Here is a 15,621-nt window from a genome sequence, read left to right as displayed (position 1 = left end):
CATAGGACCTAGATGCGAACTCTGCTGGCCGCGATCGCGGCCGTCGCGATCGTCGGCTGTGCCCGCCAGGCGGATCAACACCGCTCCGAGCCGGTCGCAGCCCCGGCGCAGACACCTGCACCGCCCGTCAAGGCGCCGGCCGCGCCGGTCGCTCGCGTGACCTCCACACCGATCGCGGCAAGCGCGCAGCCCAGCCTTCCGCCGAGCGCTCCGCCGGCGACGCTTGCGCCGGCGGCACTACCGACGATCGTCCCAACCGCGGTGCCGACGCAAACTCCGGCCGCCACCGCGGCGCCGACGGTCGACCTCGTGCCGCAACTTCCGCCCGATGCTGCGCCGCAGATCGTGGCGTTGCATATCGACCGGACGACCTTGCGCGGCGGTGAGACTGTGACCGGCTCGATCATCACCTCGTCGAACGTCGCAAGCGTCGAGGCGCGGATCGGCTACTACAGCATTGCCGTGCCGAAGGTCGGTGAAGGACGCTTCGCGCTGCGCTACGTGGTGCCGAACCTCCCGTTCTTTCTGCATCGCTCGTACACCATGGCGGTGATTGCCCGCAACGTCGCCGGTACCGCCGTCGTGCGCACCGTTCCGATCCGCATTCGATAGCACGCCGGCGCGGCGTTAGGGGTCGGGCGTGCGCGTGCCTCTCGGCAGATTCGGGAACGGTGCGGGATTGTACGGCGTCGGAAAGACCGACGGCTGCGAGAGCAGGTTGTTGGTGTTAGCATCTGCCCATGCGTCCACGACGCTATTGGTCGAATTCGTATCGGTGTCGTAGACGATCAGTTCGCGCGGTTTGAGTGAGAGACCGTTCGGGCCGACTTCTTCGGTTTGCAGCGTTCCGCGCGTGTACAGGTAATGAAGGATCGTTCCCGACGCCATGCGGCGCACCGCGACGAAATGCAACGCGTCGATGCGATCCATCTCGATCGCTTGCGGATTCCACCCCGAAACGTCGGTCGCGATGTACACCTGCGCGTTGATCGGCGTGGTCGGCGGAACCTGGACCTCGAATTTCACGAGCACGAGTTTTCCGGTAAACGTCTCGGGTACGCCGTTCGCCGTGGTCGGTGCGTGCGGCGCGAGTTCGGGGTTCGGATACGGCGTCGATGCCATCACCGCAAACGCTTGTGCCGCTTCGGGCAACGGCAAGACCGGATACGGCTTATTCGAAAGATCGATCTCCACGACCTCACCCGCGGCGTTGAATACGGCGCGTGCATAGTCGCGCGGCTCCGGCGCGTGCTTTGCCGGCTGTTTCGTCTGCTCGTCGAGAATTACGACGTTCGGAGCGAGACGGAATCCATCGCCGGTCGTAAAAAAGACGTAGCCGTCCTGATAGGCGAGCAATTGCCCGGTGATCGTCACCGGTGCGGCGGCGGCTACGAGGATGAACGCGCAAAGTATTGCAGCCAGACGAGATTGCAGGTTCATCACTCGCTGATCTGTACCACGAAGGACGGGCTCCAAACCTGCGCCCCGTAGTGAAAGAAATATCCACGCTGGAGGTCGACGACGAGATGGGGAGCGATGCGCGCTCGTACCTCGCCAAAGAGCTGCCATGGCGGCTGGCCGAGATAATTCGTGGAGATGTACTGCCCGATGGCGTTCGTCGGGGGCTGCGGGTACAGGCCGGGAAAGGCCGGCGGAAAGTCTTGATGATGGGTGAGGGCGATCGTCGTCACGAGATTGGGTGAGGCCGAATACGTCGTGCCGAGCGTCGTGGTTCGCAGCGACGCGGCGCCGTGAAAGGCCTCGAAGGGCGTAAACGGCGTGCCGTCGGGCAGCAGCGGAGCCGACGATACATACCCGCCCTGCAGGTAGAGATCGCTGGTATTTTGCTCGTTGAAGCTCAGATAGCTGTTCACGAAACGCGAGAATTGGCGGCTGAGACTGATCGTCGAGTTTTGCGAGTTGACGTGATGCGGAACGGAGTACCACTGGCGCTGTGAGTTGACCGCGGCATTGAGGTAGTAGAGATCGTAGTGCTTGTTACGATCGCCGATCTCGACATTTGGAAGGGAGAGCGTGAAGCCTACGTCTTGATTCCAGATCGTCCGGTAGAGGACGCCGCCGTAGTCCTGCAACCCGTACGAGTCGTGGTTGGCGCCTATGCCCTCGTATGTCTGCAAATATAACGGCGTCTTGAAGACCTTGTTGTTGTACGACGTCGCGGTGGCCGTGAACTCGGTCGGATGGTTTGGACTGTACGGCTCCGACGGGCCAATCAGGTTGTAGTTCTCCTGAAATCCGAACACCTGAAGCGATGAGCGGTGAAAGGCTTGAGTCATCGTAACGAACGTGGTCTGCGCGGACGCGTTGGGCTCGGCTAAGAAATGTTGGTCGGTGTAGAGTTGGGTGAACGTGTTGATCTCGAACTTCGAGCCCACCCGCTCGCCGGTGACCAGGTTCCAGTACCGGTCATCTTTGGTGAATGGGCTCACCGAGAAGACGGCGTATTCGTGCTGCTGGTTGCCGGCGAAATGCTGCTCGAACCCAAGGTAGTCGCGATTGAACTCGTCATACCGAACGTGCAGCGCGCTGATCGAGTTGGCGTTTCCCGTTGCGTTCCAGGTCGCGTCGAAGCTGGCGCCCGAGAGCGAGTTCTCTTCCAGATCCTGACTGCTGCCGAAGTAGACGTAGTAGGACGGCAACGGTACGTCCTGGCCGAAGAATTTGGCCCTCACGTCCGCGAAGCGAACGTATTGCTTGGCTTGGATCACGGCTGATTTCGCCGAGAGACTGACGTGCGAAGTGCTCAGGTCGGGAAAATAGAAGACGTCGCCCGGCATCTGGCGCCCTTTGAGCGGATGGGTGAAATCGTTGTTTTCGTAGGTCCAGCGATCCGGCTTGCTGATCACCGGTACGAAATAGATGCGGTTGAAGTCGAGAAAGTCGGCGATCGCCGCACCGTCGAGATTCCCGCCGCGACTGCGCAGATGCACGTGGCTTGCAATGAGGAATCGATTGAGCTTCAGGTCCATCGAGAACGCGTCGCCCGTGATCGTCATGCCGTTGCTGGCCGTCACCTTCACGTGACCATCGGCCTCGACCAAGTCCCGGTCGTAGTAGAACTCGATGTGATCGGCGCGAAGCCGGATGACCGTCGCCGGTGTGGCCGCCCGTGCGTTTCCGAGTGCACCGAACACCATTAAGGCGGCAATAAGGATCGGTAGGTGTCGCAAGCCTACCCGTTTTCGTAGCAGCGGCCGACTCTCATCCTTGTGTAACGTATTCGATGGGCTTTCTTTCCTATACTAAGGAGCAAGAGTGCGTTTCCGCTAAGCCGAAACGCGGCTATTGGAATTTATGCGATTTGTTACCATCGTCTTGGATTCGGGCGGTGTCGGGGCGCTGCCGGACTATAACGAATACGGTGATGCGGCGGGTGCCAATACGCTCGGGAACGTCGCTCGCCGGTCCGGTGGACTGGTGCTTCCTTGGTTCGAACGCTACGGACTCGGTCACCTGACGCCGATGGCCGGGGTAAGCGCAGTCGAACGTCCCGCGGCACGCGTTGGCCGGCTGCGCGAGCGCAGCCGCGGCAAAGACACGATCACCGGCCATTGGGAAATGGCGGGAATAATTACCGAGGTCCCCTTTCCGACGTATCCGCACGGCTTTCCGCAAGCGATCGTCGACGGGTTTACCCGGATTGCAGGCAAGCCGCCGCTTGGAAACATCCCGGCGTCCGGGACCGAAATCATTGCCGAACTCGGTCCCGAACATCTCGCCACGGGCCGGCCGATCCTCTATACCTCCGCCGATTCGGTCTTTCAAATCGCTGCCCACGAAGAGGTCGTTCCTTTGCCGGTGCTCTATCGGTGGTGTGAGGAGGCGCGCGAAATGCTGGTTGAGCCGAACAACGTCAACCGGGTCATAGCCCGGCCGTTCCTTGGCCGCCCGGGGGCCTTCGTCCGCACGCCGAACCGGCGCGACTATGCCATTGCGCCGCCCCCGACCGTCTTGGACCGACTGGCCGAAGCCGGGGTCGAGGTTCACGCGGTCGGCAAAATTTGCGATATCTATTGTGGGCACGGAATCGCTTCGTCGGTGCGGGTTACCGACAATCGTGATGCTATGGAGAAGACGTTTGAACTGCTCGAGCGGGTCGATCATGGATTCATCTTCACAAACCTCAATGACTTCGATTCGAAATACGGACACCGGCGCGACGTGCGGGGCTATGCCGACGCGCTGCAAGCGCTGGACGCGCTCCTGCCGCGCCTCGAGGAACTCATGAGACCGGACGATCAGGTCGTCTTTACCGCCGACCACGGCTGCGACCCGACGGCGCCCGGCAGCGATCATACCCGCGAGTACGTGCCCTTCGTCCACCTCGGACCGCATGCGGGCACCGTACTCGGCGAGATGGAAGGGCTCGACCTCGTCGGCCGCACGGTGCTCGAGGCTTTTGGAGTTTAGCGTGCAAGTCGCTGTACGAGTTTCCGAGCGCTCGGTTCCGCTGTCGTGGTGGGCGTACAAACGCGCGATCGACGTCATCGTCGGCTTACTGGTGCTGATCTTGACGGCGCCGATCGTAATCCTCGCTTCGATCGCGATCGCCGTCGTGACCGGCGGCTCGCCGCTGTACGCGCAGGAGCGGGTCGGTCAGTATGGCCGCCGCTTCAAGATGTTCAAGCTGCGGACGATGGTCAAGAACGCGCACGAGCTGCGCGCCCAGTTGATGCATCTCAACGAAGTCGACGGGCCGGTCTTCAAGATCCGGAAAGATCCGCGGCTGCATCCGCTCGGCGGCTTCCTGCGGCGCACCAGTATCGACGAACTTCCGAATCTGCTCAACGTGCTGCTGGGGGATATCTCGCTCGTCGGGCCCCGGCCGGCGCTGCCGTGCGAGGTTGAGGCATACGATTCGTTCGCCCAGCGCCGATTGACCGTGCCGCAGGGCGTTACGTGCCTGTGGCAGATCAACGGCCGCAGTGACGTTTCATTCGAGCACTGGATGGAGCTGGACAATCGCTACGTCGACCGGTGGACGCCCCTGGGAGATCTCGCGATCATCGCCAAGACCGTACCGGCGGTGTTGCGAAAGGACGGCGCGCATTAAGCCGCAGCTTCGTGTGGTGCCGTCGCCGGCGGTCTCGCATCGCTCGATCGCGGCGTCGACGCTCTTTGTCATGGCGGCGACATTCGCCTCGACGCTTCTCGGATTTTCCCGAGAGGTCGTCAGTGCGCGGTTCTACGGGACGCAGTGGCAGATGGACACGTTCCTGGCCGCTGCGACGATCCCGACGATTTTGTTCGGCGTGTTCAACGGAGCGTTGGTGAGCGCGCTCGTTCCGACGTTTTCGGATTATATTTCGACCGGTCGCGAAGACGAGGCCTGGACGCTCGGCAGTACGATCATCAACGTCCTGGCGATCATTCTTACCGCGTGCGCGATCGTCGGTTGGTTGGCCGCGCCGTTGTACGTCCCGCTGATCGCACGAGGATTCCACGGGCAGCAGCTGGCCGCCACCATCGACATGACCCGCGCCTTGATGCCCAGCATCATCGCGGTCAGCTTGAGCGGCGTCTTTTCTTCGATGCTGAACGCGTACCACAAGTTCCGGTCGGCTTCGATGACCGGCATTGCCATCAACGTCGTCACCATCGGTAGCGTGATTGCGTTCAACCACAAGCTTGGGATCTATGCCCTCGTCTGGGGCACGTTTTGGGGGCTGATCGCGCAGTTGCTGGTGCAAGTTCCGGCTTTCATCGCGATCGGGCGCTACCGTCTGACGATCGATCTCCGGCACCCGGGCTTGCGCAAGATGTGGTCGCTGCTCGGTCCGATCATCGTGGGCAGCGTCGCCGGCCAGCTTGCGCTTTTTTTCGACCGTTTCTTCGCCTCGACGCTGCCGACCGGATACATCTCCGGGATGAACTACGTGACGAAGCTGGTGAATTTTCCGCAGCAGATTTTTGCCGCCGCAATCGCCACCGTGATTTTTCCGCTGCTGGCGGCACATTTTGCCCGAAATAACCGTCGCGGGGTGGCCGAGAGCGCCGTCACCGGACTACGCCTGGTGCTGTTCATCGCGATTCCCTCGGTTTGCGCCCTGATCGCGCTGGCGTATCCCATGGTTCAGACGCTCTTTCAGCGTGGGACGTTCGGTCCCGCGGCGACCGATCTCACCGCGAGCCTGATGCCCTTTGCCGCGGTCGGGCTGGTTGCGCTCTCCGCCAACGTCGTCTTGACGCGCTGCTGTTTCGCGTGTCAAGAGGTGGCGATTCCGGTTGCGATCTCCATGATCAGCGTCCTTGCCAACATCGTGCTCTCGCTGTTGTGGCTGCCGACGCTCGGCGGCCGCGGCCTGCTCTTGGCCAACTCGGTGAGTCAAACTCTGCAAGCCGTCTTGCTCTTGGCGCTCGTCGCGCGACTGGTCCAAAGCTTCGACTGGTGGGCGCTGGCGCGTTCGGCGCTACGCGTCACGATCGCATCGGTGGCGATGTACGCTGCGCTGCACTGGATTCAAACGCTTGGCGTGCATCCGCAAAGCTCGTTCATGACCCGCGCGTCATTTCTCTTCGGACAGATCGCGGTCGGCGGTGCGGTTTTCATCGCGATGGCGCGAATTCTTCGGCTGGAGGAGCTCGATCTTGCCTGGAGCGCGATCATGACGAAATTCGAGCGCAACCTGCAGAGCGCGCCGGAGAACCGCGACGTTCCGATCGCCTAAGGAGCTTCCTTAACCTCTGAACGTCTTTACGTGCGCAAGACCGGCGCCGTGGAAGGCGGTTTCGACGCCGCTCGCGTTCCCGTCGACCGGATAGGCCACCACCGTGCGCCCGTTTTCGATGGCGTCGTTGTAATTATCGGCTTCGTCATCGGGAATCGGCAGCGTTCCGACGTGGTGAACGACGTGCGGATGCCCGAGATAGCCCAGCGACGTCGTATGCGTTTCAAGATCGGGAACGCGCGTGCCGCCACCGTCCAGAATGAGAGCGTCATCGTCGACATGGGCAAACTGCAGGAACGAATCATCGTGCTCGTCGGACGGTTCGGCGCTCGTGATCACGACGAACTTCGATCGATCGACTCCCGCGATTCCTCCGAGCAGCTTTTCGAGTTCGCCAACGTCCTGAGTCGGGGCAATACCGGTCACGAAAGCAGGCACGAAATACTCCTTAACGTTGTGACGAGTTACGATTTGAAAGCGCGTACTGCGGCACCGAGGCGTCCGATGCCTTCTCGGATTTTCTCCTCGGAGGCGTTCGAGAAATTCAAGCGCATGCCGTCGTGCACGTCGCGATCGGGATAGAAGCTCACCCCAGGAACGAACACGACCTTCTGCTGTGACGAAATCTTGAGCAGCTCGGTCGTATCCATCCCGTCGACGCTCGCCCATAAGAACATCCCGCCGCTCGGGCGGTTGAAGTGCGTTCCCGGCGGCATGTGCTCGCGTAGAGCCTCGACCATCACGTCGCGGCGCCGGCGATAGGTCCGCACGATCTCTGCCACGTGTTCTTCGAACGCCTGCGCCTTGGAAACGTAACGGTGGAAGACGTATTGCGCCAGCGATCCGGTCTGCAGGTCGGTTCCCTGTTTGGCCAGCGCGACCTTATCGCGCACGTCGTGATCGGGGATCGCCAGCCACGCCACCCGCATCCCCGGCGCCATGATCTTGCTGCCGGTCCCGGAGTAGATCACGCAACCCGTCGATGTAAACGACGACAGCGAGGGAAGATCGGCGCCCTCGAAACGCAGCTCGCGGTACGGATCGTCCTCGACGATCGGAAGATCGAAGCGCTCGCAGATGCGAACAACGGCCTCGCGGCGGTCACCCGCGAGCGTGCGGCCTGTCGGATTCTGAAAGTTCGGGACGATGTACAGAAATTTCGGGAAGGGATCGGCGCGCTCGAGAACCCGTTCGAGCGAATGCGGTACGATGCCGTCTTCATCGGTCTCCACCGCAAGATAACGCGCTTGATACGCGTCGAACGCCTGGATCGCGCCGAGGTAGGTGGGGTGCTCGAGCAGCACGTGATCGCCGGGATCGAGAAAGATCTTGCCGATCAAATCGAGCCCTTGCTGCGACCCATTGACGATCAGGATTTCGGCCGGATCGAAGAGCTTGCGCAAGCGATCCGAGAGGCGGTCGGCAACCCAGGTTCGCATCTCCGGAATGCCCTCGGTGACGCCGTACTGAAGCGCTGCCGCGCCGTAGGATTCCATCACCTCTGCCGTGCACTCGGCGATCTCGCGCGTCGGGAATAATTCGGGGGCCGGGAGGCCCCCACCGAATGAAATGATGTCGGGTTGTTGGGTGACCTTCAACATCTCACGGATCGTGGACGCGCGGAGCCGGGAGGTGCGCTGCGCGAACTTCGCGGCGCGTGAGATGTGGGTTGTCATAGCCCGCCTATATTACCCAAGGGGCATAGGGGGTCCGCCTATGACCGGGCGCGGCGGCGTGCCGGACGGCCCGACGGTGTGCCAGTCGGGAACGAACGTCAGCAGCACTGCCCCAAGCCCGACGAGAATGATCAGCAGCGTCACCATGATCCCGAGAACGGGCACGAGTTCGGCCGCCGTGAGCAGCACGAGGCCGATGATCAACGCCAGCAGCGGGGCCGGCGTCGACTTGGGCTGCAGCAGTTCGTAGAACCGGCGCCCGACGAGCAGTGCAAGAGCCGCCTTTCCGATGAACACGGCGGCAGCCAGCAGGACGAACTCCACCGGAATCAGCGGAATCAGAATGATGCTGAAGAGCAGCAATAACGAGACCGGAAAGACCGCGACCAAGCCGCAGAGTCCGCCGAGCGTCGCCATCGCCGGATGCTGTTCGAGCCGATCCAGCGCCATCCGCGAGCGCAGCGGAAAGATCAGGAACATCACCAGCGCGACGACGTCCCACGCGATCCGCCACCACATACGATGATCGGGCTGATAACTACCGTAGCTTTCGGCGCTCGGTGCCCACGGCACGATCGTTTGCGTCACCGCATTGCTGATGACGTGCGTTTGACCGGTTACGTTGCCGCCGTGGACATCGATATCGCCGCCGACGACGTTGACGTCGCCGTCGACGGTGCCTTCGATCGTCGCGTTGCCGAAAAGCACGTTCAACGTGCCCTCAACGGTCTGTCCCGGCTCGACGACGACCGAGCCGACATACGTTCCGCCGTGATCCACGCTTTTCGCGTCCGCCAGCGCGGCCTGCGAGGTCGAGAGAAGCGCAGCTGTAAAGACGAGCGCTCCGAGCAGCCAGGCGGCAGTGGAAAATTTCATACGACCTCCGGTCCGGATGGGTGTGCGGCCAGACGGAAACGCGCGGCCCGGTACGCGAAGACGGCAACGACCGCGAGCGCGGCGTCCAGCATGAGCACGCCGAATACACCGCCGACGACGAGCGGCGTCGCCGGGCTGACGCTTTGGGCGGTCGCCGTCACCGCCGCCAACCCCTGGGAGCCGCTTTCCGCAAACTGACGTCCCAGCGTCCCAAGATGCGCAAGACGATCGCCGAGTACCACGTAGATGCCGCTGAGCGCGAGCCACGCTGCAATCAGATAGAAACTCAATACCGCCCACAGCGAGAGCCGCCGGGTTGCGTGTATCGGCACGGAAGCGGCCTCGGCCATGACAGCGAACGTAAAATTCGGTGCAAGCTCCACCGGTTTCGTCGTTGCAAGCAGTGCGTCGACGACGCGCAGCTCGGCCAGCAATGATGCGCAGTGCGAGCAGGCGCGCAGATGCGTGCCGACGCGCGCCATCTCACGCGGCGTCAGGGTTCCTTCGACGTAACGGTCGAGCAGCAGTTCACACGAGGAGCAGCGCACGCAATCCTCCCTTCTCGTGTGTGGACGACCGCGAGCGCGCGTCGCGCTCGACCATCTTGCGCGCCAGCGCGATCTTGCCGCGGTGAATCAGCGTCTTGACGTTTCCGAGCGAAAGACCGAGCGTGCTGGCGATGGTGTGGTACTCCATGTTGTCGAAATAGCGCAGCGCGAGCACGGTCCGCGTGCGCTCGGGCAACTCGGCGAGCGCCGCGCGCAATTCACGCTCGGCCTCGGCGCGCAGGATGCCGCCGGCTGGATCCGATTCTTCGGATATGTCGGGAAGGGCGTTCTCGAGCGTCTGCTCTTCGGGCAGCTCTTGCGTGGCGGGACGGCGCAGTGATTTTCCCAAATGCGTCCGCACCACGTTGCGCGCGATCTGGTAGATCCAGGTCGAGAATCGACCCAGTTGCGGATTGAAGGTGCCCAGATGCGCGTATGCTCGCAAGAACGTCTCCTGCGAGAGGTCCGACACATCCGGCGCGCTGCGGACGCTCGCCCCGATGAAGTTCGCGATTCCGCGCTTGTACCGGTCGACCAGCACGGCGAACAGATCGCGTTCACCGTCGCGGATGCGCCGGACCAGAGCTTCGTCGCTCTGCGCCTCGATGGCCATCCCTCTCTTTTCTTCCAGTGGCTCTGGCGAGTGTTACTTCCGGCCTACGTCTTTGTTACAGCAGGCCCCGCTCCCGCAGGGTGGGGTTTGCCCGGTCTTTCGCGCTGAGGAGAGGCTCCGAGCCGGCCAGAGGCCACTCGATCGCCAGATCCGGGTCGTTCCAGGCGATCCCGATCTCGTGGGCCGGGTCGTACTCGGCCGTCTGCTTGTAGAGGAGCAGCGTGTCGTCTTCGAGCGCCAGAAATCCGTGGAGGCAGCCGGCCGGTATGTAGATTTGAGCGTGTCCGGCCGCCTCGAGGGTCACGGCGGTCCATCGCCCGTAGCTAGGGCTCCCCGCTCGCACGTCGGCGATGACGTCGAACGCCTTTCCACGCAGGACCTGAACCAGTTTTGCCATGCGCATGTCGCCGTGGAGCCCGCGCAGTACGCGCGCCCGTGAAACGGAGACGTTGTCCTGTACGAAGGGTCCCGGCACGCCGATCCGTGCGTAGACCGACGACCGGAATATCTCCTTGAAATAGCCTCGATCGTCGCGAAAGGCGTCGGGCACGACTTTCTTGGCTCCGTCGATCGGCAAGGGTTGCACGTCCATGGAGATAACATCGGCGAGCGATGCGTGTTCTCCTCATCGGCGGGTCAGGTCAGCTCGGCACGGAGATCCGCGCGCGTTGGCGAGACGATACGATCTTCGCGCCGTCGCATGCGGCGTTGGACGTTCTGGATGGGGCCGCCGTTGGGCGCGCGCTCGCGGCTCATCGCGCCGATCTGCTGGTGAACTGCGCCGCATTTCACAATGTGGATGCCTGCGAGTCGCAGCCGGCCGCGGCATTTGCGGCCAATGCGAGCGCCGTCGACGCGATGGCGGGCACGTGCCGGCAGCACGACGCTGCGTTCGTTACGATCAGCACGGACTACGTCTTTGACGGCGCGAAGAATGCTCCGTATACGGAAGAAGACGTGCCGCGTCCGCTCTCGGTCTACGGCGTCTCGAAATTGGCCGGCGAGCTCCTGGTGCTGCGGGGCGAAACGAAGGCGTTCGTCATTCGGACGTGCGGCGTGTACGGCGCGGCCGCGTCGAGGAGCAAGGGTACGTTCATCGATCGCGTCATCAAACAGGCGCAAGCGGGCGAAACGATTCGGGCGGTGAGCGACGTCATCGCTTCTCCGACCTTTGCCGGTCATCTGGCGCAGGCGATCCGGTCGCTGGTTGCGAGCGGGAAGTACGGACTCTATCACGCGTGTAATGCCGGCGCGATCACCTGGTACGACTATGCAAAGAAAGCGCTGGAGTTGGCGGAGGTCGACGGGGCCGTCGAACCGATCAGCGCTTCGGAGTGGAAGGTGGCGGCGCGCCGGCCCAGCTACTCCGCGCTCGCAAATTCCAAGCTCGAAACGCTCGGCATCGTCATGCCGGGTTGGAAAGAGGGCATCGCCGCCTACCTCAAGTCGAGGCAGGCGAGCGGGATGACCTCGTAATCGTTGCCTTCGCGCGCAACTGCCGCGAGCGAGAGGTCGTGGAGTCCCGCGCTCAGCGTGCTCGTCCGGATGCGTAGCGCGAAGCCGCACGCACGTGCCGAAGGCGCGCCGAATCCGGCCGCGACCTCGGCGCGAGGCATCCCGTTGACAGCCAACACGTAGCGATCGCCGTCGACGACGCCGAACACGTCGCCGGCGGCGCAGCGCCGGTCCATGTCGATCGCCCAGCCGCTCGCGATGACGATATCACCGATTCTCGCGCGTAGCGTCTTCCCGTCGAGATCCCGCCGGCCGGAAGTGGTTTCCAGTCGCTCGATTCCGAACTGCATTCGCCCTACGACCGGCGACGTACCCGAGAAGAGGCGTCGCGATTCCACGATGACGAGGGTGCGCTCGTCATCGAGTTCATAGTAGCCGCAGCGCTTTTCATCGATCGCCATGATGCGCAGCGTGTGGGTTCCCAACGCAAGACCATCGAGCGGCACGATCTGCTTGAATCCAGCCGCAGCGCAGGACGGATCGTTCATGGCTCGAGCGACGTCGTTCCGCTCCTGACCGTAGGACAAATCAACGGCTCGCTCCGGACGGCCCAGCGTGAAGCAAAGGCGATCGGCCGCTCGGAGCGGTTCGGGATTGAGCGCCCATCCGCGCACAACCATGCTGCAGCCGGACGGGACTTCCCGCGCTTCTCCGACGGGAATTGTTCGCATCGACGAGTCTACGAAAAACAACTCGTCGACTTGCCCGAGAGCTTTCCCGAGAAGCCCGCCGGTATCCGTAACGTCTATTCTCGACCTAGCCATTCCGCTTAGCCAACTGCGCTTCTAAGTCGACGATCCGCTCGCCGCGAGCCTGAATGACCGGAGAGAGTTGGTCGATGATCTGCCGCTGGAGTTCTCTGCGCGAAGGCGCTAGAACGGCTTCCGCGAACCCGCGCGCGGCGTTGAACGCTTCGGAAAGGCTATAGAGCTTGGTCAGGTCTCGATTCAACAATGCGCGATAAAACGGTGCCGTGAAGGGCAGTTTGAACGACGAAACGGCACTGTCGTGGTGACGCAGATCCGCCGCAATAACGTCGCTAGTGATGCGTTTGATATCTTCCGCCGTTCCCTCCCAATCGAGGTGCAGCCGTTCCAGCATATATCGAGCTTGTTCGACGGGATCGTTCATCCATACGCTGTAGTCGACGATAGCATCGAGCCTTCCGCGCAGGTTCAACACCACATCGGCATTATGCTCGAGCCACAGAATCTCGGCGTCGATAGGATCGATCCCGTCGCGCGAAAAAAGCGACTTCGCCACGTCGCTCGGGTTGCGCGTTGCCAGCACAAAACGCGGATCGAGCCCGAGCTCTTCGATCAATTCGAGCCAAAGCGGCAGGAGGCGCGCAGTGCGCGGGTCCTTGAAGCCCCAGAGGCCGTCGTGTTTCTCCAGCTCGCGCTGCACGATGCCGGAAAGCTCCGCCTTCAGGGTCTGAACGCGCGCGGTCCGCCACCGGTTTTTTGCTAACGGGATGACGAGACTGCTGGTCATCCAAGTCGTTCCCATCGCTTCAAAGATCTCGTCGTGAAGCCGAAAGATCGTCGTGGATTCAAAATAGCCTCTGGCATTGTGCTCGGTCGGGTCCATGAGATCATCGCTCAGGGGGACGCCAAAAGCGTTGAGCAGATTCATCGTTACGGACGTCCCGGAGCGATGCATTCCGAGCACGACGATAATGCGTTTAGCGCATTCGCCTTGAGTCACAGCCGTATCGCGAAGTTTTCGTGGGCCAGTGTCAGGTTTGGACTGTAACACGGATCGGGTGTCACGTCCGTTTTCCAGCGATCGATCATCGTATTGACCTCGCGTTCGAATCGCGCTTGCTTTTCAGGGGTCGTTTCGAGGCCTCGGCTCTTCGACTCGTAGTGGTAGAGTCTGACGTGCGGTAAAAACACATTTTGGTATCCCGCCTGACGCACCTTGAGGCAGAAATCGACATCATTGAATGCAAAGGCCAGCTTCTCGTCGAAGCCGCCCACGCTCTCGAAAACGTCGCGGCGAACCATCATACATGCACCGGTAACGGCTGAATAGTTGTTGACGGTCTTCAATGCAGAGAAATAGCCAGGAGCATCTCCCGGATAGTACTTGTGACTATGCCCGGCGACGCCGCCGAGCCCTATGACGACGCCTGCGTGCTGGACGGATCCGTCGGGATACAAGAGTAACGCACCGACAGCGCCGATAGTCGAGCGTTGCGCGTGCTCCACCATAGCTTCCATCCAGTCGGGAGTGATGATTTCGGTGTCGTTGTTCAGAAAGAGCAGATACGGACCGTTCGATCGCGCGACCGCGTAGTTGTTGATCTGCGAGAAATTGAAGGGCACGTCATACGGTACGATTCGAATTCGCTTTTCCTTTCGCGCCCACCGTTCAAAGACGGCAAGAGATCCCGGATCGGTGCTCCCGTTGTCCAAAAGCAAGACCTCGAAGTCCCGGTTGGTCGTCTTTTCAAACAGCGTCGTGAGGCACCGATCGACGTCCTCTCCATGATCCCGCGTCGGGATGATAACGTTCACGAGACCCGGTGACTTAATCTCATAGCGGACGACATAGATGCCGCGGTCTGGCAAAGATCTGGCCACACCTGGCTCGTTACGGCGAACCAGCGCTTCGTTCAGCGCGCGCTCGGCCGCGATCGTTGAGTATGGCTTGGAAGATTCACCGCTAGCCATTGAGGCTGGATGTACGCGCCAGTGGTACAGAATCTTGGGTATGTGGTGGATGCGAGTCGTGCGTTCGGTCAAGCGCAGGACGAGATCGTAATCTTGGCTTCCTTCAAACCCGGGCCGAAGACGTCCGACGGCTTCGACGAGGGAGCGACGATACACGCCAAAGTGGCACGTATACATACGTGAGAGGAAGGAGTCGGGGCACCAATCCGGCTTGAAGTATGGGTCGGTGCGACGATCATCATCGTGGATCTTATCCTCGTCCGAGTAGATCATATCGGCATCGGGGTGGCGATCGACGATGTTAGCCACCTCGTAAAGCGCCTCGCGCGCCAGCACGTCGTCGTGATCGAGGAAGCCAACGAACTCGCCGGTGGCTAGTTCGAGGGCCGAGTTCGATGCGTGCGAAATGTGCCCATTTACCGCGCGGTACACGATCCTGATGCGCGGGTCAAGCGCGGCGTATTCCGCCAGGACCTCACGATGCCGGCGGCTCGAGGAGTTGTCGTCGGCGATGCAGAGTTCCCAATGCGGATAAATCTGTTGACGAACCGAGTCGATCGCCGCCCGCAAATACTTCTCGGGTGTGTTGTACACGGGCATGATGATACTGATGAGCGGAGTCTGGGTAAACCGGCCTATTTCCGCCCGCATTGCTTCAAAATCGCTCTCGCGCGGATTGTGAATGGCCATCCAGCGAGTGTAGGGGTCGTCGTCGGGCACGGCGCGTGGTGCGCCGGTTTCTTCCTCCTCGGTCAAGGACGGCATGAATCTTGTCGAGCCTTCGGTGAACAACTCCAAGAGGCCGCACCATGCTGAACGCATCCGTGCGAATTTGCTCCGCTCGACGACGCGATATTCATGAACCACGGCGCGAAGAGCTTTCTTCGCGACCCGAAGTTGCCGCAATTGTTCGGCGAGTATGGGCGAGTCTTTGAGGTATCGCGGCTCTTCCAAAATTGCTAAGGTCCTTCTACGCATCCCCTTCGAAACGTGATGCGCAGGCAGCGAAAGGTGCCGGTAGGAATC

16 protein-coding genes are annotated in these 15,621 nt (G+C 61.7%); 5 read left to right on the top strand and 11 right to left on the bottom strand.

Features of this window, described 5'->3' with window-relative positions:
* The first annotated feature begins 12 nt into the window (after window positions 1–12).
* Window positions 13–612 (top strand): hypothetical protein, encoded by a 600-nt coding sequence (locus tag VMF11_05460; GenBank protein ID HTU69749.1) that lies wholly within the window; start codon window positions 13–15, stop codon window positions 610–612.
* 15 nt (window positions 613–627) lie between these two features.
* On the opposite strand, the gene VMF11_05455 is transcribed toward VMF11_05460, so the two are convergent.
* Window positions 628–1,440, bottom strand: coding sequence for a hypothetical protein (locus tag VMF11_05455; protein ID HTU69748.1), 813 nt, complete (start codon window positions 1,438–1,440; stop codon window positions 628–630).
* The gene (locus tag VMF11_05450; protein ID HTU69747.1) at window positions 1,440–3,158 is read right to left on the bottom strand and encodes a hypothetical protein; all 1,719 of its coding nucleotides are present in this window, start codon (window positions 3,156–3,158) and stop codon (window positions 1,440–1,442) included. The genes VMF11_05455 and VMF11_05450 overlap by 1 nt, the downstream gene beginning before the upstream one ends.
* A 157-nt stretch (window positions 3,159–3,315) precedes the next feature.
* On the opposite strand from VMF11_05450, the gene VMF11_05445 reads away from it, so the two are divergent.
* Genes VMF11_05445 through murJ form a run of 3 tightly spaced genes read left to right on the top strand, consistent with a single transcriptional unit; the run spans window position 3,316 to window position 6,689 of the window.
* Entirely contained in the window at window positions 3,316–4,431 is a 1,116-nt protein-coding gene (locus tag VMF11_05445) for a phosphopentomutase (GenBank protein ID HTU69746.1), read from the top strand.
* 1 nt (window position 4,432) lies between these two features.
* Window positions 4,433–5,074: a sugar transferase gene (locus tag VMF11_05440; protein HTU69745.1), complete on the top strand. Its 642-nt coding sequence runs from the start codon at window positions 4,433–4,435 to the stop codon at window positions 5,072–5,074.
* Window positions 5,075–5,087: 13 nt separating this feature from the next.
* Window positions 5,088–6,689, top strand: coding sequence for a murein biosynthesis integral membrane protein MurJ (gene murJ / locus VMF11_05435; protein HTU69744.1), 1,602 nt, complete (start codon window positions 5,088–5,090; stop codon window positions 6,687–6,689).
* Between the two features lie 9 nt (window positions 6,690–6,698).
* On the opposite strand, the gene VMF11_05430 is transcribed toward murJ, so the two are convergent.
* Genes VMF11_05430 through rfbC form a run of 6 tightly spaced genes read right to left on the bottom strand, consistent with a single transcriptional unit; the run spans window position 6,699 to window position 10,994 of the window.
* Window positions 6,699–7,127, bottom strand: a complete 429-nt coding sequence (locus VMF11_05430; protein ID HTU69743.1) for a hypothetical protein — start codon at window positions 7,125–7,127, stop codon at window positions 6,699–6,701.
* Between the two features lie 26 nt (window positions 7,128–7,153).
* Complete coding sequence (locus VMF11_05425) at window positions 7,154–8,365, bottom strand: PLP-dependent aminotransferase family protein (protein HTU69742.1); 1,212 nt, start codon at window positions 8,363–8,365, stop codon at window positions 7,154–7,156.
* A 12-nt stretch (window positions 8,366–8,377) separates the two neighbouring features.
* Window positions 8,378–9,241 carry a polymer-forming cytoskeletal protein gene (locus VMF11_05420; protein HTU69741.1) on the bottom strand — a complete coding sequence of 288 codons (864 nt, stop codon included), beginning with the start codon at window positions 9,239–9,241 and terminating at the stop codon, window positions 8,378–8,380.
* Window positions 9,238–9,789 carry a zf-HC2 domain-containing protein gene (locus tag VMF11_05415; GenBank protein HTU69740.1) on the bottom strand — a complete coding sequence of 184 codons (552 nt, stop codon included), beginning with the start codon at window positions 9,787–9,789 and terminating at the stop codon, window positions 9,238–9,240. The genes VMF11_05420 and VMF11_05415 overlap by 4 nt, the downstream gene beginning before the upstream one ends.
* A complete protein-coding gene (locus tag VMF11_05410; protein ID HTU69739.1) occupies window positions 9,770–10,402 on the bottom strand; it encodes a sigma-70 family RNA polymerase sigma factor in 633 nt (210 codons plus the stop codon). The genes VMF11_05415 and VMF11_05410 overlap by 20 nt, the downstream gene beginning before the upstream one ends.
* A 55-nt stretch (window positions 10,403–10,457) precedes the next feature.
* Window positions 10,458–10,994, bottom strand: a complete 537-nt coding sequence (gene rfbC, locus VMF11_05405) for a dTDP-4-dehydrorhamnose 3,5-epimerase (protein ID HTU69738.1) — start codon at window positions 10,992–10,994, stop codon at window positions 10,458–10,460.
* Between the two features lie 20 nt (window positions 10,995–11,014).
* On the opposite strand from rfbC, the gene rfbD reads away from it, so the two are divergent.
* Window positions 11,015–11,878 carry a dTDP-4-dehydrorhamnose reductase gene (rfbD, locus tag VMF11_05400; protein HTU69737.1) on the top strand — a complete coding sequence of 288 codons (864 nt, stop codon included), beginning with the start codon at window positions 11,015–11,017 and terminating at the stop codon, window positions 11,876–11,878.
* On the opposite strand, the gene VMF11_05395 is transcribed toward rfbD, so the two are convergent.
* The 3 genes from VMF11_05395 to VMF11_05385 all read right to left on the bottom strand — a co-directional run bounded on the left by VMF11_05395 (window position 11,839) and on the right by VMF11_05385 (window position 15,549).
* On the bottom strand, window positions 11,839–12,405 hold the full coding sequence (locus VMF11_05395) for a hypothetical protein (GenBank protein HTU69736.1): 567 nt from the start codon (window positions 12,403–12,405) through the stop codon (window positions 11,839–11,841). The two genes, rfbD and VMF11_05395, sit on opposite strands and share 40 nt — an antisense overlap.
* Window positions 12,406–12,673: 268 nt before the next feature.
* Window positions 12,674–13,675: a sulfotransferase gene (locus VMF11_05390; protein HTU69735.1), complete on the bottom strand. Its 1,002-nt coding sequence runs from the start codon at window positions 13,673–13,675 to the stop codon at window positions 12,674–12,676.
* Window positions 13,621–15,549 (bottom strand): glycosyltransferase family 2 protein, encoded by a 1,929-nt coding sequence (locus VMF11_05385; GenBank protein ID HTU69734.1) that lies wholly within the window; start codon window positions 15,547–15,549, stop codon window positions 13,621–13,623. The genes VMF11_05390 and VMF11_05385 overlap by 55 nt, the downstream gene beginning before the upstream one ends.
* Window positions 15,550–15,621: the final 72 nt, after the last annotated feature.

This window comes from Candidatus Baltobacteraceae bacterium, from assembly GCA_035502855.1.
Taxonomy (GTDB): Bacteria; Vulcanimicrobiota; Vulcanimicrobiia; order Vulcanimicrobiales; family Vulcanimicrobiaceae; genus Aquilonibacter.
Note: the sequence above shows the minus strand (reverse complement) of the source record. Positions and strands in the feature narration are given on the sequence as shown.